Annotated in this window: 14 protein-coding genes; 4 read left to right on the plus strand and 10 right to left on the minus strand. The window is 73.9% G+C overall.

From position 1 onward, the window contains the following. Positions 1–36 precede the first annotated feature (36 nt). Complete coding sequence (locus BUB17_RS14990; protein WP_072919309.1) at positions 37–1,305, minus strand: MFS transporter; 1,269 nt, start codon at positions 1,303–1,305, stop codon at positions 37–39. Positions 1,306–1,317: 12 nt separating this feature from the next. Then, positions 1,318–2,463, minus strand: a complete 1,146-nt coding sequence (locus BUB17_RS14995; RefSeq protein ID WP_072919311.1) for an acyl-CoA dehydrogenase family protein — start codon at positions 2,461–2,463, stop codon at positions 1,318–1,320. Between the two features lie 87 nt (positions 2,464–2,550). Between BUB17_RS14995 and BUB17_RS15000 the strand changes: the two genes are divergently transcribed. Further along, positions 2,551–7,152 carry an ATP-dependent helicase gene (locus BUB17_RS15000; RefSeq protein ID WP_072919313.1) on the plus strand — a complete coding sequence of 1,534 codons (4,602 nt, stop codon included), beginning with the start codon at positions 2,551–2,553 and terminating at the stop codon, positions 7,150–7,152. A gap of 107 nt (positions 7,153–7,259) precedes the next feature. Next, on the plus strand, positions 7,260–8,114 hold the full coding sequence (locus tag BUB17_RS15005) for a DNA-formamidopyrimidine glycosylase family protein (RefSeq protein WP_072919314.1): 855 nt from the start codon (positions 7,260–7,262) through the stop codon (positions 8,112–8,114). Between the two features lie 97 nt (positions 8,115–8,211). Here BUB17_RS15005 and BUB17_RS15010 read toward each other — a convergent pair whose 3' ends face one another. Next, complete coding sequence (locus tag BUB17_RS15010; protein WP_072919316.1) at positions 8,212–9,045, minus strand: PspA/IM30 family protein; 834 nt, start codon at positions 9,043–9,045, stop codon at positions 8,212–8,214. A 148-nt stretch (positions 9,046–9,193) separates the two neighbouring features. Here BUB17_RS15010 and BUB17_RS15015 point away from each other — a divergent pair, with 148 nt between their 5' ends. Together BUB17_RS15015 and BUB17_RS15020 are read left to right on the plus strand one after the other, a co-directional pair. Beyond that, positions 9,194–10,210: a PfkB family carbohydrate kinase gene (locus BUB17_RS15015; protein ID WP_083606350.1), complete on the plus strand. Its 1,017-nt coding sequence runs from the start codon at positions 9,194–9,196 to the stop codon at positions 10,208–10,210. Next, entirely contained in the window at positions 10,207–10,677 is a 471-nt protein-coding gene (locus tag BUB17_RS15020) for a GNAT family N-acetyltransferase (protein WP_141243033.1), read from the plus strand. The genes BUB17_RS15015 and BUB17_RS15020 overlap by 4 nt, the downstream gene beginning before the upstream one ends. Before the next feature lie 87 nt (positions 10,678–10,764). On the opposite strand, the gene BUB17_RS15025 is transcribed toward BUB17_RS15020, so the two are convergent. From BUB17_RS15025 to BUB17_RS15055, 7 genes are all read right to left on the minus strand, one after another. Then, the gene (locus tag BUB17_RS15025) at positions 10,765–12,042 is read right to left on the minus strand and encodes an ABC transporter ATP-binding protein (RefSeq protein ID WP_072919319.1); all 1,278 of its coding nucleotides are present in this window, start codon (positions 12,040–12,042) and stop codon (positions 10,765–10,767) included. Positions 12,043–12,081: 39 nt separating this feature from the next. Next, complete coding sequence (locus BUB17_RS15030; RefSeq protein WP_072919321.1) at positions 12,082–12,915, minus strand: carbohydrate ABC transporter permease; 834 nt, start codon at positions 12,913–12,915, stop codon at positions 12,082–12,084. Continuing rightward, positions 12,915–13,877 carry a carbohydrate ABC transporter permease gene (locus tag BUB17_RS15035; RefSeq protein WP_072919322.1) on the minus strand — a complete coding sequence of 321 codons (963 nt, stop codon included), beginning with the start codon at positions 13,875–13,877 and terminating at the stop codon, positions 12,915–12,917. Before BUB17_RS15035 ends, BUB17_RS15030 begins: the two co-directional genes overlap by 1 nt. After that, a complete protein-coding gene (locus BUB17_RS15040; protein WP_072919324.1) occupies positions 13,874–15,217 on the minus strand; it encodes an extracellular solute-binding protein in 1,344 nt (447 codons plus the stop codon). The genes BUB17_RS15035 and BUB17_RS15040 overlap by 4 nt, the downstream gene beginning before the upstream one ends. 163 nt (positions 15,218–15,380) lie before the next feature. Next, positions 15,381–16,616 (minus strand): DUF4032 domain-containing protein, encoded by a 1,236-nt coding sequence (locus BUB17_RS15045; protein WP_072919325.1) that lies wholly within the window; start codon positions 16,614–16,616, stop codon positions 15,381–15,383. Positions 16,617–16,737: 121 nt separating this feature from the next. Further along, positions 16,738–17,226 (minus strand): TetR/AcrR family transcriptional regulator, encoded by a 489-nt coding sequence (locus tag BUB17_RS15050; protein WP_244277232.1) that lies wholly within the window; start codon positions 17,224–17,226, stop codon positions 16,738–16,740. A 184-nt stretch (positions 17,227–17,410) separates the two neighbouring features. Next, positions 17,411–17,812, minus strand: a complete 402-nt coding sequence (locus BUB17_RS15055) for a helix-turn-helix domain-containing protein (protein ID WP_072919329.1) — start codon at positions 17,810–17,812, stop codon at positions 17,411–17,413. Positions 17,813–18,004 lie beyond the last annotated feature (192 nt).

Genomic DNA, 18,004 nt, shown 5'->3' on the forward strand with positions numbered 1-18,004 from the left:
GGCGCTCCTGGCCTCGCTGGTCCTGCTCTGGCGCAACTACCGGGGGCGCTGAGCCACCACGGCTCCCGCGGTCCGCGCCCACACCACGAGCAGCGGGACCACGAGCGCGGCCGAGACCGTCGCCACCAGCCCGTAGCCGCCCAGGGCGAGCAACGGGCCCCCGGCGACACCGGCGACCGCGGCACCCAGTCCCATGAGCAGGTCGGTGCCGCCCTGGGCGGCCGGCCGCTGCTCGTCGGTGACCGACTCGGTGACGAGGGTGGAGCCGGCGATGAGCCCGCAGGACCAGCCCAACCCGAGCAGCAGCAGCCCCGCGCCCAGCTGCAGCGCCGCGTCGGGTGCCGCCGTCCCGGCGAGCGCAGCCGCGGCCAGCAGCAGGGCCGCGGCGGCAGCGACCGTGGTCCGGCGGCCGGCCCGGTCGGCCAGCAGTCCGACCAGCGGGGAGAACAGGTACATGCCGGCGACGTGCACGCTGATGACCAGGCCGATGACGCGCAACGTCGTCCCGCCGGCGTGGCCCATGTGCACCGGCGCCATGACCATCACACCGACCATCACCGCGTGGGAGACCACCACCGCGGTGATCCCGAGCCGGCCGCGGGGGTCGGCCCACACGGCGCGGACGGCGTGCGTGGTGGCCCGTCGTGGCCGGCCGACGTCCGCCCCAGCGCCCCGCAGCCGGCGGGCCAGCAGCAGCGGGTCGGGCCGCAGCAGGGCGAGCAGGCCCAGGGCGACGACCGCGAAGACGGCGACGGAGATGGCGAAGGCCCCGGTGAGGGGGGGCAGTCCCAGGACGTCACCGAGCGCCTCACCGGGGCCGGCGAGGTTGGGGCCGAGCACCGAGCCGACCGTGGTCGCCCACACCACCAGGGACAGCGCCCGCCCGCGCTGCTCGGGTACGGCGAGGTCGGCCGCGGCGTAGCGCGCCTGCAGCCCGCACGCGGTGGCGGCGCCGAAGGCGAACAGGCCGACGAGGAGCAGCGGCAGCGACGAGGCGACCGCGGCGACGACGGTCAGCAGGGCACCCAGGACGGCGACCGCGTACCCGGCGGCCAGCCCGGCCCGCCGGCCGGCGCGGTCGCTGACGCGGGCCAGCGGCACGGCGAGGACCGCGGCCCCGAGCACGCCGGCCGTCTGGCCGAGACCGGCCGCGGTCTCGGTGCCGGCCACGTCGCGGGCGAGGAGGCCACCGACGGTGATGCCGACCGTGATGCCGAGCCCGCTCAGGGCGACTGCCCCACTGAGCACGCCGAGGGTCCGACGCTGGACGAGCGCCGGGTCGGCCGACCGGGTCTCCGCGGTCACGTCAGGCCCCTGTCAGAGGCCCATGGCACGGCCGACGATCTCGCGCATGATCTCGTTGGTGCCGCCGTAGATTGGCTGGATGCGGGCGTCGCGCCAGGCCTTGGAGACCGGGTACTCGTCCATGTAGCCGTAGCCGCCGTGCAGCTGCAGACAGCGGTCGGCCACCTTGTTCTGCAGCTCGGTGGTCCAGAACTTGGCCATCGCCGCGTCGACCGGGGTGAGGTCGCCGCGGTCGAGCTGGCGCACGCACTCGTCGACGAAGGTGCGGGCGATGGTGACCTCGGTCTGCAGCTCGGCCAGGACGAACCGGCTGTTCTGGAAGCTGCCCACCGGCCGCCCGAAGGCGGTGCGCCCGGTGACGTACTCGACGGTCTGGGCCAGCACGGTCTCGGCCGCAGCCACCGCGCCGACCGCGATTGACAGCCGCTCCTGCGGCAGGTTCTCCATGAGGTGGGCGAAGCCGCGGTTCTCCGCGCCCAGCAGGTTCTCCGCCGGCACCTGCACGTCGTCGAAGTACAGCTCCGCGGTGTCCTGCGCCTTGAGGCCGATCTTGGCCAGGTTCCGGCCGCGGGTGAAGCCGGGCATGCCGCGCTCGACCACCAGGAGGCTCAGCCCCCGCGACCCCGGGGCGTCGGGGTCGGTCCGCGCCACGACGATGACCAGGTCGGCGTTGATGCCGTTGGTGATGAAGGTCTTGGAGCCGGCGAGCAGCCACCCGTCGCCGTCCCGGCAGGCCGTCGTCCGGATGGCCTGCAGGTCGCTGCCGGCCGCCGGTTCGGTCATGGCGATGGCGGTGATGAGCTCACCGCTGCAGAAACCCGGCAGCCAGCGCTGCTTCTGCTCCTCGGTGCCGAGGTCGCGCAGGTAGGGCCCGGCGACGTCGTTGTGCAGGCCGAAGCCGAGGCCGGTGGCGCCGATCCGCATGAGCTCCTCGTCGAGCACCGCCTGGTAGCGGAAGTCGCGCACGCCCCCACCGCCGTACCGCTCGTCCATGTCGGTGCCGAGCAGGCCCTGGGCACCGGCAGAGGTCCAGACCTCGCGGGGCACGATGCCGTCGCGCTCCCACTGGTCGTGGAAGGGGACGACGTTCTTCTCGGCCCAGGCGCGGACCGTCTCCCGGAAGTCCTCGTGCTCGGCCTCGTACAGGGATCGGCGCATGGCGTCAGTGTGCCGCACGCCACGTCGGGGCCCCCGGCTGCTGTTCGCAGGTCAGCGGAGTGTCGTCCGCCTGTGGACACTGGAGCCGTGCCCGCCCTCGACCGGTTCTCCGAGCCCACCCGGGCCTGGTTCACCGGCGCCTTCGCCGAGCCCACCGCCGCTCAGGAAGGCGCCTGGGAGGCCATCAGCAGCGGCGGCCACGCACTCGTCGTGGCCCCGACCGGCTCGGGCAAGACGCTCGCCGCCTTCCTGTGGTCGCTCGACCGGCTGGCCGGCACACCGCCGCTGGCCGACGAGCAGGCCCGCTGCCGGGTCCTCTACGTCTCGCCCCTCAAGGCACTGGCCGTCGACGTCGAGCGGAACCTGCGCGCCCCGCTGGCCGGCATCGGCCAGGCCGCCGCCCGGCTGGGTCTGCTCCGCCCGGAGATCCAGGTCGGCACCCGGTCCGGCGACACCCCCGCCGAGGAGCGGCGCGCCTTCGCCCGGCGCCCCACCGACATCCTCATCACCACGCCCGAGTCGCTGTTCCTGTTGCTCACCAGCTCGGCGCGGGAGGCGCTGCGCGGCGTCGAGACGGTGATCGTCGACGAGGTGCACGCGGTGGCCGACACCAAGCGGGGCGCGCACCTGGCCGTCTCGCTCGACCGGCTGGACGAGCTGCTGGAGCGCCCGGCCCAGCGGATCGGTCTGTCGGCGACGGTGCGCCCCGTCGAGGAGGTGGCCGCCTTCCTGGCCGGCGGCCGGCCGGTGGAGGTGGTCGCACCCGGGTCGGGCAAGCAGTGGGACCTCTCGGTCGTCGTCCCGGTCGAGGACATGAGCGCCCTGGGCCAGCCCACCGGCGAGCTCGACGGCTCCGCGGCGGGCGACCAACCGCGGACGTCGATCTGGCCGGCCGTCGAGGAACGGGTCCTTGACCTCGTGGAGGCCCACCGCAGCACGATCGTCTTCGCCAACTCCCGGCGGCTGGCCGAGCGGCTGACCAGCCGGCTCAACGAGCTGGCCTACGAGCGGGCGACCGGCGAGCCGGTCCCGCCCGGCACCAACGCCGCCGCGCTCATGGCCCAGGCCGGCTCCGGCGGCGGGGTGCCCGAGGGCGTGCAGCCGGTCGCCGCCGCGCACCACGGCTCGGTGTCCCGCGAGCAGCGGGCGATCGTCGAGGAGGCGCTGAAGACCGGGCGGCTGCCGGCCGTGGTGGCCACCTCGAGCCTCGAGCTCGGCATCGACATGGGCGCGGTCGACCTGGTCGTGCAGGTGGAGGCGCCGCCCACGGTCGCCTCCGGTCTGCAGCGGGTGGGCCGCGCCGGTCACCAGGTCGGCGCGGTCAGCCGAGGTGTGCTCTTCCCCAAGTACCGCGGCGACCTGGTCCAGTGCGCGCTGGTCGCCGAACGGATGAAGGCCGGCGCGATCGAGTCGACCCGCTACCTGCGCAACCCGCTCGACGTGCTGGCCCAGCAGGTGGTCGCGATCGTCTCCGAGCGGCCGCGGACCGTCGACGAGGTCGCCGCACTGGTCCGCCGGTCGGCGCCGTTCGCCTCGCTGCCGGACTCCGCGCTGCACGCGGTGCTCGACATGCTGGCCGGTCGCTACCCTTCCGACGCGTTCGCCGAGCTGCGGCCGCGGCTGACCTGGGACCGGGTCACCGACACCCTGACCGCTCGCGGTGGCGCCCAGCGGCTGGCGGTCACCAGCGGCGGCACCATCCCCGACCGCGGCCTGTTCGGCGTCTTCCTCGTCGGCGGCGAGGACAGCCGCGGCGGCCGGCGGGTCGGCGAGCTCGACGAGGAGATGGTCTACGAGTCACGGGTGGGCGACGTGTTCCTCCTCGGCTCCTCCTCCTGGCGGATCGAGGAGATCACCCACGACCGCGTGCTGGTGAGCCCCGCCCCCGGCCAGCCCGGGAAGATGCCGTTCTGGCACGGCGACGCCCCCGGCCGCCCGCTGGAGCTGGGCCGTGCGCTGGGCGCCTTTCTCCGCGAGGTCGGCACCGCGACGCCCGAGGCCGGGCTCGACCGCGCTCGCGCCGCCGGCCTCGACGAGTGGGGCGCGGCCAACCTGCTGGCCTACCTCGCCGAGCAGAAGCAGGCCACCGGGCACCTGCCCGACGACCGCACGCTGCTGGTGGAGCGCTTCCGCGACGAGCTCGGCGACTGGCGGCTGGTCGTCCACTCCCCCTTCGGCGCCCAGGTCAACGCCCCGTGGGCGCTGGTGCTCGCCGCCCGGTTGCGGGAGCGCTACGGCGTGGACGTCGCCTCGATGCACTCCGACGACGGCATCGTGCTGCGGCTGCCCGACACCACCGGCGAGCCGCCGGAGGCCGACCTCGCCGTCCTCGACCCGGACGACGTCGAACGGGAGGTGACCGCCGAGGTCGGCAGCTCGGCGCTGTTCGCCAGCCGGTTCCGTGAGTGCGCGGCGCGGGCGCTGCTGCTCCCCCGCCGCGACCCGCGCCGGCGCACCCCGCTGTGGCAGCAACGGCAGCGCGCCGCACAGCTGCTCTCGGTGGCCAGCGAGTTCTCCAGCTTTCCGATCACGCTGGAGGCCGCCCGCGAGGTGCTGCAGGACGTCTACGACGTGCCCGGCCTGGTCGAGCTGATGCGCGACGTCCGCTCCCGCCGGGTGCGGGTGGTCGACGTGCAGACCCAGGCGGCCTCCCCGTTCGCCCAGTCGTTGCTGTTCGGCTACGTCGGCCAGTTCCTCTACGAGGGCGACGCGCCGCTGGCCGAGCGGCGGGCGCAGGCGCTGGCCCTCGACACCGGTCTGCTCGCCGAGCTCCTCGGCCGCTCCGAGCTGCGCGAGCTGCTCGACGCCGAGGCGCTGACCGAGGTCGAGAACGAGCTGCAGCGACTGCCGGCCCAACGCCACCCCCGCGACCTCGACAGCGCCGCGGACCTGCTGCGCATCGTCGGTGACCTCACCCCCGCCGAGGCCGCCGCCCGCGGCGTGGGCCGGGAGTGGCTCGACGAGCTGGTGGCCGCCCGCCGCGCGCTGGTGGTGCGCATCGCCGGCGAGGAGCGGTACGTGGCGATCGAGGACGCCGGCCGGCTGCGTGACGCCCTCGGCACCGCCCTGCCCGTCGGGGTACCCGAGGTGTTCACCGAGCCGGTGCCCGACCCGCTCGGCGACCTGGTCGGCCGCTACGCCCGCACGCACGGCCCCTTCCAGCCCGGCGAGGTGGCGCAGCGGCTGGGGCTCGGCGTCGCGGTGGTGAGCGCGACCGTTCAGCGGCTGGTCGGCACCGGACGCCTGGTCACCGGCGAGTTCCGTCCCGGCGGCACCGGCCAGGAGTGGTGCGACGCCGACGTGCTCCGGTCGGTCCGCCGGCGCAGCCTGGCCCGGCTGCGCCAGGAGGTGGAGCCGGTGCCGGTCGGCACGCTGGCGCGCTTCACCCCGTCCTGGCAGTCGGTGGGCAGCCGGATGCGCGGCCCGGACGGTGTCCTCGCGGTCGTCGAGCAGCTGGCAGGCGCCCTCGTGCCGGCCAGCGCACTGGAGTCGCTGGTGCTGCCGGCCCGGGTCCGGGACTACGCCCCCGCGATGCTCGACGAGCTGACCAGCGCCGGCGAGGTGCTGTGGGCCGGGGCCGGCGGGCTGCCCGGCGGCGACGGCTGGGTCAGCCTCGTCCCGGCCGACCTCGCCCCGCTCCTGCTCCCCGAGCCACTCGAGCTGCCCGAGGCGGCATCCACCGTGCTGGACCAGCTGGCCGGCGGTCAGGCGCTGTTCTTCCGCGGGCTGTCGGACCTGGCCGGCTCCACCGACGACGCCGCCTTCGCCGACCTGGTGTGGGATCTCGTCTGGTCCGGCGTGCTCACCAACGACACCCTCGCGCCGCTGCGCACCCGGCTGTCCGGCGGCGGCACGCACAAGCGCCAGCCCGCGCCGCCCCGAGCCCGGCTGGACCGCAGCCGCTACGGCCGCACCCGACTGGGCCGGCCGGCCATGCCGACCCGCGGCGGGCCGCCGACGATGGCCGGCCGCTGGTCGCGGCTGCCCGACCGGGAGCCCAACGCCACCAAGCGGACGACGGCCCGCGCCGAGGCGCTGCTCGAGCGGCACGGCGTGCTCACCCGCGGCGCGGTGGTCGCCGAGCAGGTCTCGGGCGGCTTCTCCGCGGTGTACCCGGTGCTGCGGGCGTTCGAGGAGAACGGCCGGGCCCGGCGCGGCTACTTCGTGGAGACCCTCGGCGCCGCCCAGTTCGGCACGCCGGGGTCGGTCGACCGGCTGCGCAGCTTCGCGTCGCCGGACCGGGTGCCCGGCGGCGCGGTGGTGCTGGCCGCGACCGACCCGGCCAACGTCTACGGTGCGGCACTGCCCTGGCCCGAGCGGCCCGGCGCGACGGACGAGGGCGGCAACCCCGGTGGGGCCGTCGACGTGGGTGAGGGCACCGGCGGCGGACGGCGCTCCACCGGGCACCGCGCAGGGCGGAAGGCCGGCGCGCTGGTGGTGCTGGTCGACGGCGAGCTGGTGCTCTACGTCGAGCGCGGCGGCGGGACGCTGTTGTCCTGGACCGAGGACGAGACCATCCTCAAGGAGGCCGCGACGGCGCTGTCCGGAGCGGTCGCGGCGGGCGCGCTGGGCCGGATGGTGGTGCAGAAGGCCGACGGCGCCTCGGTGCACGAGTCGACCCCGCTGTCGGCCGCGCTGCAGGCGGCCGGCTTCGCCGCCACCCCCCGCGGCCTCCGCCTGCGCGCCTGAGCCCGCGGCCCCGTCCAGGGCCCCGCCGGCCTCCGGAAGGACCCGTTCCCCTCACCCCTCGCACGCTCGGGTGAGCCTCTGGACGGGGCCGGGGGACACTGGAGCGCGTGCCCGAGGGAGACACCGTCTGGCTGGCGGCGAAGCGGATGGACACCGCGCTCGGCGGGGCCACCCTGCGCCGCGGTGAGCTGCGCGTGCCGCAGCTGGCCGCCACCGACCTCGCCGGGCGGACCGTCTTCGAGGTGGTGCCCCGCGGCAAGCACATGCTCACCCGGTTCACCGACGGCTGGACGCTGCGCACGCACTACCGGATGGACGGCAGCTGGCACATCTACCGGCACGGCGCCCGGTGGCGCGGCGGTCCGGCCTTCTCCATCCGCGCCATCCTGGCCACCGACGAGTGGGAGTGCGTGGGCTACCGGCTGCACGACGTGGCGATGGTGCGCACCGAGCACGAGGACCAGCTGGTCGGCCACCTCGGCCCCGACGTCCTCGGTCCGGACTGGGACCTCGACGAGGCGCTGCGCCGGCTGCGGGCGCACCCCGACGAGCAGATCGGCGTGGCCATCCTCGACCAGCGCAACCTGTGCGGCCCCGGCAACCTCTACAAGGTCGAGGGCCTGTTCGTCTGCGGCGTGCACCCGTGGATGCGGGTGGCCGACGTCGCGGACCTGCCCGGGCTCGTGGAGCGCACCCGGTCGCTGATGCTGGCCAACCGCGACCGCCCGGAGCAGAGCACCACCGGCGACCTGCGCCGCGGGCGGGACCACTGGGTCTACGGCCGCAAGGACCGTCCGTGCCTGCGCTGCGGCACCCCGATCCTGCGCGGCGACCAGGGCCCGGACCTGCAGGAGCGGATCACCTACTGGTGCCCGCGCTGCCAGGCCACCCGCTCCCCCATCGACCCGGCGGCCCGCACCGGCGAGCCCGGTCACCCGCCCCCACTCCCCAGCGCCTCCTGAGACGCCGCTGCCCGGTCACTTCGGTGACCGGGCAGCGACCCCTCTGCAGGGTCCCGCCGCGAGCCTGCGAGCGGTGGGGGGCAGAGGGGTCCTTCTCCTACTGCTGGTCGGGGCGCTCGGCAGGCTGCGTCGCCGGCTGCGCGGTCGACGTCGGCACTGACGGCGTCCCCTCCTCCAACGCCGGCGCCGCGGCCTGGCCGGTGATCGCGGGCTGCCCCATCGAGGCGCGGATCTGGTCCAGCCGGGAGGCGCCGGCGACGTCGAGGGTCGCCTTCTGCACCTCGAGCATCCGGCCCTCGACCGACGTCTGCGCCAGCTCGGCCTGCCCCAGGGCGTTCGCGTAGCGGGCCTCGATCTTGTCCCGCACCTCGCCCAGGCTCGGGGTGTTGCCCGGCGCGGAGAGCTCGTTGACCTGCTTGAGCGAGGCCGCCACGTGCTCCTGCATCTTGGCCTGCTCGAGCTGGCTCATCAGCTTGGTGCGCTCGGCCAGGGTCGTCTGCAGCCGCATCCGGCTCTGCTCGACCGCGCCGCGCGCCTGCTCGGCAGCCTGCAGCGCCTCGTCGTGGCTGCGCTTGAGGTCCTCCATCGACTGCTCGGCGGCGACCAACTGGGTGGCGAAGGCCTGCGCGGCGTTCTCGTACTCCATCGCCTTGGCCTCGTTCCCACCGGCGCGGGTCTGGTCGGCCAGCACCAACGCCTGGCGCGCGGATGCCTGCAGCTTCTCCACCTCGCCGAGCTGCCGGTTGAGCCGCATCTCCAGCTGGCGCTGGTTGCCCAGCACGGCGGCCGCCTGGTTGGCCAGCGCCTGGTGTCGCTGCTGCTCGGCCTCGATCGCCTGCTGGATCTGGATCTTCGGGTCGGCCTTCTCGTCGATCTTGGCGTTGGCCGAGGCCGTGAGGTACTTCCACAGCTTCACGAACGGGTTCGGCATCTGTCCTCCTGCGCAGGTAGCGGTCGTCCGCCAGGGCCTACCCGTCCGGCGTGCCGCAGCGATCGTCGTCCCCGTCATCGTCCCAGGTGCGCCCGCGGGTGAGCCAGCGCCGGGGTACGGAGGCGTTCCGGTCGCTAGGGTCGCGGGCGTGACCAGCGACCACTCGATGCTGAGCGTCCTCGGTGAGCTCGTCGTCGACATGCTCCCCGACCTCGCGGTCGGCGCCGGGCCGCACGGCACGACCCCGCACTACGTCGCCCGGCCCGGCGGCAACGCCTTGAACGTCGCGGTGGCCGCCGGCCGTCTCGGCGTCCCGGTGCGGCTGCTCGCCCGGCTGGGCACCGGGCCGCTGGCCGTGGGGCTGCGACGGCACGTGGAGCTGGCCGGCGTGGACCTCGCCGGGCTGGTACCGGCCACCGAGCCGGTCAGCCTCGCGGTGGTGGGCCTGGGCCCCGACGGTTCCCCCGACTACGGGTTTCACGTGCAGGGCGCCGCCGACTGGCAGTGGACCGACGAGGAACTCGCCGCCGTGCTGCCGCCCGGAACGGCGATCCTGCACGTCGGTTCGATCTCCAGCTGGACCCAGCCGGGCTGCGAGGCGATCGCCCGGCTGGTCGAGCAGGTGGCCGCCGACGGCCGGGCGCTGGTCAGCGTCGACCCCAACATCCGACCGATGCTGGCCAACGGCCCGGTCGGGACGGCGCTGGGCAACTCCGCCGCGTCGGTGCGCACCCGCCTCGACCGGCTGCTGTCCCGGGCCGACATCGTCAAGGTCAGCGCCGAGGACCTCGCCTGGCTCGAGCCCGACAGCGCCGGCGACCTCGACGGGACGGCCCTGCGCTGGGCCGACCGCGGCGCCGCCCTGGTGCTGCTCACCGACCGCGGGGCGCCGCTGCGCATCGCCCGGCCCGGCCGTGAGCTGCTGCGCCGTGAGCCCCCGCGGGTGACCGTGGCCGACACGGTGGGCGCCGGTGACTCGCTGGCGGCGGGACTGTTCGCGGGACTGCTGGACGCCGGGGTCACCACCCGGGCCGCGCTGGAGGAGCTGCCCGACGAGCAGCTGCTGCCGATCATCGACGACGCCGCCCTGGTCGCGGCGCTCACCTGCACCCGCGAGGGCGCCGACCCGCCGACCCGCGACGAGCTGGCGGCCGCCCGCCGGTGAGCGCGCCCGACGACGTCACAATGGTCGGGTTCGCCGAGCTGTCGGCTCCCGTCGTCCGCGCCCGCCTGCTCGCCGCGCACGACAGGTTCTGGGACGTCGACACCCGGCCGCTGCACCACCCGGTCTGGTTCGACCAGTTCGGCGGCTTCGGCACGCTGGCCCGCAGTGCCGCCGGGGAGGACGTCGGCTACCTGCTCGGCGTGGTCACCGCCGACCGGCTGGCCTACCTGCACCTGCTGGCCGTGCGCGACGACCGGCGCCGCACCGGCCTGGGCCGCCGGCTGGTGGCGTGGTTCGACGACCTGGCGCGCGACACCGGGGCGCGCGTCGTCCAGGCGGTCGCCCGACCGGAGAACACCGCCGCGGTCGCCTTCCACACCGCGCTCGGCGCCAGTGCCCACCTGTCGCAGGACGGGGTCGGACCGGGTGAGGACCGCCTCGTCCTCACCCGGTCGCTGACCCGCTAGCCGGACACCGCCACCGTCTGGGCCCCCGCCAGTGGCCCCGTCCGGGGTCCCGCCCTGAGCTGTGGGTGGGGCGGACGGGGTCCTCTCTCAGGCGGCTCCGGCCCGGCTGGCGCCGCCGCCGACCGTCGTCCCCTGTGCCTGTGCCTCCTGGACCTGCTCCACCCGGTCCTCGGTCGCCATCTGGGTCAGCCGGGCGCCGGCCTCGGCGTCCCGGGTGAGGTTGTCGCCGGTCTGCGGGTCGAACACGTGCACCTTGCGGGCGTCCAGCCAGAACTCCGCCTCACGCCCCTCCCGGATCCGGCTGGTCGCGTCGATGGAGACGATCGCCTGGGTGCGCAGCTCCTCGGCGTCCAGCTCCCGGGACAGCTCGCGCAGCTGGTCGCGGATCGTGTCGGGTGCCTCGTAGGGGATGTAGGCGTACTGGGAGTCGCCCAGCCACTCGGTGACGTCGACCCGCGCCCGGAACAGCGAGCCCAGCGGCCGCTTGGCCTCGTCGACCAGCGACGCGTCCTCGAAGTACTCCGGCCGGATGCCGACCAGCAGCAGGTCGCGGCCGCGGACGGCGGCGGCCCGGCGCTCGTCGAGCGTGATCGGTCCGAACGGCGTCTGCAGCCGGTCGCCGTCCAGGCTCGCGGGCAGGAAGTTCATCGGTGGAGAGCCGATGAAGCCGGCGACGAAGAGGTTGACCGGCTGCTCGTAGAGCTCGCGCGGCGAGGCGACCTGCTGGATCTTGCCCTTGCGGAGCACGCAGACCCGGTCGCCGAGGGTCATCGCCTCGGTCTGGTCGTGGGTGACGTAGACCGTGGTGATGCCCAGCCGGCGCTGCAACCGGGAGATCTCGGTGCGCATCTGGCCGCGCAGCTTGGCGTCGAGGTTGGACAGCGGCTCGTCGAAGAGGAACGCCTCAGCCTGGCGCACGATGGCCCGGCCCATCGCCACCCGCTGCCGCTGGCCACCGGAGAGGTTCGCCGGCTTGCGCTCCAGGTGGTCCTTGAGCTCGAGCACGTCGGAGGCCTCGGTGACCCGGCGGCGCACCTCGTCGTCGGACACCTTGGCCAGCCGCAGCGGGAAGGCGATGTTCTCGTACACGGTCATGTGCGGGTACAGCGCGTAGTTCTGGAACACCATCGACAGGTTGCGGTCCCGCGGGGCCAGGTCGTTGACCCGCTTGCCGCCGATCAGCATGTCCCCGCTGGTGATGTCCTCGAGCCCGACGATCATCCGGAGCAGCGTCGACTTACCGCAGCCGGACGGACCCACGAGGATCATGAACTCCCCGTCGGCGATGTCCAGGCTGACGTCGTTCACGGCCGGGTAGCCGTCGCCGTACTGCTTGACGATGTTGCGCATCTCGATCGAAGCCATGAGATCTCGTCCCCTCGCTGAGGTGGGTGGGTACGGGGGTCAGCCCTTGACCGCGCCGTTGGTGAGGCCGGCGACGATGCGCCGCTGGAAGAGCAGCACCAGGACGATGACCGGGATGGTGACGATCACGGCGGCCGCGGCCGTGACACCGGTCGGGTCCTCGAACTGCGAGGCACCGGAGAACAGGCCCAGAGCGGCAGGGACCGGTCGGGCCGCCTCGGTCGAGGTCAGGGAGATGCCGTACAGGAAGTCGTTCCAGGCGATGAAGAACGCGATGATCGCCGTGGTGAACACGCCCGGGGCGGCCAGCGGGACGATGACCTTGCGGAACGCCTGCCAGGTGGTCGCGCCGTCGACCTGCGCCGCCTGCTCCATCTCCCAGGGGATCTCCCGGAAGAACGCCGACATCGTCCAGATCGAGATCGGCAGGGTGAGCGACAGGTACGGGAGGATAAGCCCCGGCCAGGTGTCGTACAGGCCGATCTGCCGCCACACGTTGAACAGCGGCGTCACGATCGAGATGATCGGGAAGATCGCCACGGCGAGCGCGGTCGTCAGGATCAGCCGCTTGCCCGGGAAGTCCAGCCGCGCGATGGCGTAGGCGGCGAACATCGCCAGGATGCAGGAGATGAACGTCGCGATCAGGCAGATGCCGAAGGAGTTGCGCAGCGCCGGGAGGAACAGGCCGCTGGCGCTGCCGGTGAAGATGTCGCTGTAGTTCTGGCCGGTGAACTGCGTCGGCAGGAACCCCCCGTTGGACAGGTCGGACGGCGCCTTGAACGACAGCGACACGATCCAGGCGATCGGGAACAGGCAGTAGACGACGAGCACGAGCCCGCCGATGAGCCACCAGGTCTTCTCGCGCCGCGACATCAGCCCTCTCCTCTGGCCTGGGACAGGTCGACCTTGAAGATCTTGATGAATCCCACCGCGATGAGCACCACGCAGAGGAACAGCAGCACGGAGACTGCCGAGCCCAGACCGATCTCCAGCCGCGCGATCGTCTGCCGGTAGGCGAGGAACGACACCGACTCCGTGCCGTTGGCACCGGCTGTCATGATGAAGATGGTGTCGAAGATCCGGAACGCATCGAGCGTCCGGAACAGCAGGGCGACCATGATGGCCGCCTTCATGTTCGGGATCGTCACCCGCCACAGCCGCTGCCACCAGGTGGCGCCGTCGACCTTGGCCGCCTCCTGCAGCACCTCCGGCACCTGGGCGAGGCCCGCGAGCAGCAGCAGCGAGATGAACGGCGTGGTCTTCCAGATCTCCGCCAGGCAGATCACCAGCAACGACGTCCAGGTGCCGCCGAACCAGTCGGTGTCCGTGCCGATGCCGGGCAGCCAGGCGAACCAGCTGTTGACGAAACCGGTGTTGATGTCGAAGGCGAACTGCCAGGCCAGCGCCGAGACGACCGTGATCACCGCGTACGGGATGAGGATCGAGGCCCGCACGACGGGCCGGATGGAGCTCAGCGCCTTGGCCATCACCATGGCCAGGCCGAAGCCGAGCACCAGCTCGACCGCGACGGTCACCAGCGTGATGAAGAGGGTGATGCCGAGGGCCTGCCACCACAGCGGGTCGGTGAGGATCACCAGGTAGTTGGACAGCCCGGTGAACGAGCGGTTGGCCGGGTCGGTGAGCCGGTAGGAGAACAGCGACTCGTAGACCGCCTGCAGGATCGGGTAGGCGGTCACCGCCAGCATCACGAAGAAGGCAGGGCCGGCGAGCAGCCAGCCGAGCCGGCGCTCGGAACGGGACCGGTCGCTGATGCTGCCGCGCGGTGCCGATTTCGGCTGGGTCTTCTCCGTGGGTGGGAGGGTCGTCGTGGTCACAGCAGTTGCTCCCCTGCGAGGACGGCTTCGATCAGCGCGGCCGCGGCGGGACCGGTCTCCCCGGGGACGACCGAGCCCGGCGGGTGGTAGGTCCGCTGGATGGCGGCGGAGACCTCGTTGTAGTAGACGGTCTGCGGCCGTGGGGCGGCCATCTCCAGCGACTCCCGGATCTCCGGGGCCATCGGGAAGACCTCGAGGACCTCGGGGTCGTCGTAGACGGGGATGGAGGAGGCCGGGTTGCCGTTGGTGGTGAAGTAGTAGGCCTGGTTCTCGTCCGAGACGATGCACTCGGCGGCCTGGTACGCCAGCTCGGGGGCCGCGCTGAACGCGCCGACCCCGAGGTTGATCCCCCCGTAGGGCGGGGCGGCCGGCTCGTCCGGGTCGACCTGGGGGTAGACCGCCCAGCCGTAGTCCTCCGGCACCGACGCGTCGAGGGTGCCGGCCTCCACGGCACTGAGCGCCCGCCCGTAGACGAACGGCCAGTTGACCATGAAGCCGGCGTCCGGGCCCTCGAACTCGGTCGCCGAGGCGTCCTCGTTCTCGGTGGAGAAGGCCGGACCGGCGACGCCGCTGTCGGCGACCGCGCGCATCACCTCGGCCGCGCGGACGGCGGCATCGGACTCCAGGCCGAACTGGATGTCTGCGGGGTCCTCGGCGTTCTCGGTGATGATCGACTCGCCGGCGGACTCGATCAGGGCGTTCAGCCACACCGTCAACGACTCGGCGCGGATGCCCTGCGCGCCGATGAGCGTGTCGGTCTGCTGGGCCGCCTCGATGATCTGGTCCCAGGTGACCGGCTGGCTCATGTCCAGCCCGGCCTCCTCGGCCACCGACTCGCGGTACCAGAGCAGCTGGGTGTTCGCCCAGAACGGAACGGTGACCAGCTCGCCGTCCCACGTGGCGCCCTGGACGGCGCTCTGGACGACGTCCTCGGTGACCCGTTGGGCGACGTCCTCGGGCACCGGGGCCAGGAAGCCGGCCTCGGCGAACTCGGGGATGAAGGGCGGGTCGAGGCTCATCAGGTCGATCGACGCGTCGTTCGCCGCCAGTCGGCGGATGAGCTGCTCCCGCTGTTGCGAGGCCTCCCGTGGCAGCTGCGCGACCTCGATCGTGTACGCCCCGCCCGACTCCTCCGTGCACCGCGCGGCGATCTCGGCCTGCCCGCCGGAGTCGGGGTTGATGTACCAGGTGAGGGCGTTGGCCGCGCCGGCGTCGCCTCCGCACGCGGCGAGCGTCGAGGCCAGCACCGCCGCGGCTGCGGCACCGCCCAGCTGACGTCTGCGCCCCCGCCTCGCGGCGTCGCCGGACGATCTGGCCTTGCCGTTCCTCGACACCGTCATCCCGCCTCCGTTGGAGAGCAGCGAGCTTGAGATCACCGCGGTTTTCGTACCGTGGCCCAGGCCACAGTGGGTGTCAACTCGAACGAAACCGGTCCGTTACCGAGGCCGCGGACCCCCTGGCAGGGTCCCGCCGCGAGCCTGCCAGCGGTGGGGCGAGGGGCCCTCAGTCGCGGCTCCCGACGATGGCCGAGGGGGTGGTCAGCTCCTTGGGCGTGCGGGGCAGCACGGTGGCGAAGTAGGAGCGCGCGGCCTTCGTCGTCCCGACGTCGTGGCCGGCCTTCTCGGACAGGAACCAGCGGTGCTCGAGGATCTCGTGGAAGACCTCGGCAGGTGCCAGCCGGCCGGCGAGGTCGGGCGGGATGGCCTCGACGACGGGCTGGTAGGACTCGGCCAGCCAGCGGTAACCCGCGACGGTCTCCGGGACCGGGGCGCCGGTCTTCTGCTCCAGCGTGGCGCGGTAGGCGCGCAGGTCGTTGAGCAGCCTGCGGGCCTGGCGCTCCTGCACCTCCAGGCCGGTCAGCCGGAACAGCTCCCGGCGGTTCTGCCCGGGCTCGGAGACGCGGGTCTCCACGCGCAGCCGCGCGCCGCCCTCGGGGTCGGTGACGAGCTCGATCTCGCCCACGTCGAACCCCAGGTCGTTGAGCCGCTGCAGCCGCTCGGCCACCCGCTGCCGCTGCTCCGCCAGTGCGAAGACCTCCTCGCGGTTCACCTCCTCCCAGAGCGCCTCGTAGCGCACGGGCAGGCTGTCGGCGACCTCGATGGGGTCCACGTGCGACGGCAGCAGGCCGCCGGCCTGCAGGTCCAGCAGCTCGGCGCCCACCCGCTCCCGGGCGAGGTCGACGTCGTAGCGCCGCTGCCCCGGGCTCAGCTGCGGGTGCCGCTCGGAGGTCTCGGCGTCGACCAAGTGGGCGGTGAAGGCCCCGGCGTCGAGCCGGAACAGGGTGTTGGACAGCGAGCAGTCGCCCCAGAAGACGCCGGCCAGGTGCAGCCGGACCAGCAGCACCACCATGGTGTCGAGCAGCTGCTCCTCGGAGTGCTCGCCGTGGGGCCGCGAGAACAGGTACCGGTAGGACATCGAGTACTCGAGGTAGCGGGTCACCAGGACGGCGTCCTGGTCGTCGGGTCGGTCGACGCAGATGCCCAGCACGGAGACCGAGGGCAGCCCCTCCTCCTCGAACTGGCCGAGCAGCGCGTACTCGTGGCGGGCCAGCCGCTCGGGGATCTCCTTGAGCGCGTAGACGTGCCCGCCCTGCGCGGTGAACCGGACGACGTGCCGCGAGATGCCGCGCTGCGGGACCTCGAGCAGCAGCTCCGGATCCCACTCCTCGAGCGGCAGGTGGAAGGGCAGGCTCAGCAGGCCCGCGCCGTCGGTGGCCGGTGGCCGGAAGAGGTACCGCACGACGGGCTCCGATGGTCGCAGCTGCAGCCGACGCCCCGGCGGGGCGGTGCCGGACCGTCACCATCCCACGCCGCAGCGGCGGACCGCGCGGCCCGGCCCGGGTCGCGTGCCGCGACGCCCGTCAGGGCGGCGGGACGAGGGATGCGAGCCGCTCGGCCGTCGCGCGGCGGACGGCGGGCTCCCCCGGCTGGAGCACCAGACCGAGCAGCCAGCGCGCCGCGAGCTCGGCGACGTCGGCGTCGGCTCCCAGCACCGTGGCCAGCCGGTCCACCAGCTCCGCCCAGCGCTCCGGTGAGGTGGCCAGCAGGCCGGTCAGCACGGCCGGTTCGTCGTCCGCGACGCGGCGCAGCACCGGGTGGCCGGCGACCTCGTCGGCCAGCGCCGTCAGGGCCGCACCGGGGGCGAGGCCGACGGCCAGCGCGGTGAGCCGGTCGAGTTCGGCGGCCAGCAGCGCGCGGGCCACCTCGTCCTTGGTCCGGAAGTGGTTGTAGAGGGTCGCCTTGGCCACCCCGGCCGCGGCCGCTACCGACTGCACCGTGCTGCCCCGCAGGCCGCGCTCGGCGAACGCCCGCACGGCACCCTCGAGCAGGCCGGCGCGGGTGCGCCCCATGGCGTTGCCGCTGCGGGTGTGCGAGCCCGGTACGTGCGCGGGGGGACGAGGGGCCCGCCCCGGCGGAGCAGGATCGGGCGGGAACGGTGCGGCCGACGCCATGGCCCCTGTCTGGCACCGGGCACGCGTCCGGTCAAGTGGCGGACCCCGCCGGGGCCTGCTCCGGGTGGGCGGCGGTGCTCCCTCAGGCCGCCAGCGACACCGCGCCGGACGAGCGGCCGGCGGCGCGGGCCGGCGCACCGACCAGGGCCAGCGCGGGCTCGGCAACCGGCTGCTCGCCGGGGGTGGCGACCGCGACCTCCTCGGCGGGGACGTCGGCGGCGGCCGTGGGGACGAGCGGGCGCAGGCGGCCGTCGTCGCCGCGCAGTCCCAGGCTGACCTCGGCCAGCAGGTCGGCGAGCTCGACGTCGAGGGCGTCGCAGATCGAGGCGAGCAGCTCGGAGGAGGCCTCCTTCTGCCCCCGCTCGACCTCGGAGAGATAGCCCAGGCTGACCCGGGCGGCACCGGAGACGTCGCGCAGCGTCCGACGCTGGCGCAGCCGGTGGCCGCGCAGGGTCGTCCCGAGCTGGGTGCGCAGCAGCGTCATCGCCGTCTCCTGTCCTGCCTGTGCGGAAGCGGCGGCACCCCGGAGAGGAGGCCGTGCGCTCACGGTACGCGGAGGCACCGACGGTTTCCTGGCCGTGCCGGGCGCGTCCGCTCTGGGCGTAACACCGGAGGCCGGAAGGCCCTTCCCCCGTTCCGCCCCGAGCCTGCGGACGGGGGAGGACGAGGTCCTGCC

The sequence above is a fragment of the Geodermatophilus obscurus genome (assembly GCF_900143215.1).
In the GTDB taxonomy this organism is placed as follows: Bacteria; Actinomycetota; Actinomycetes; order Mycobacteriales; family Geodermatophilaceae; genus Geodermatophilus; species Geodermatophilus obscurus_A.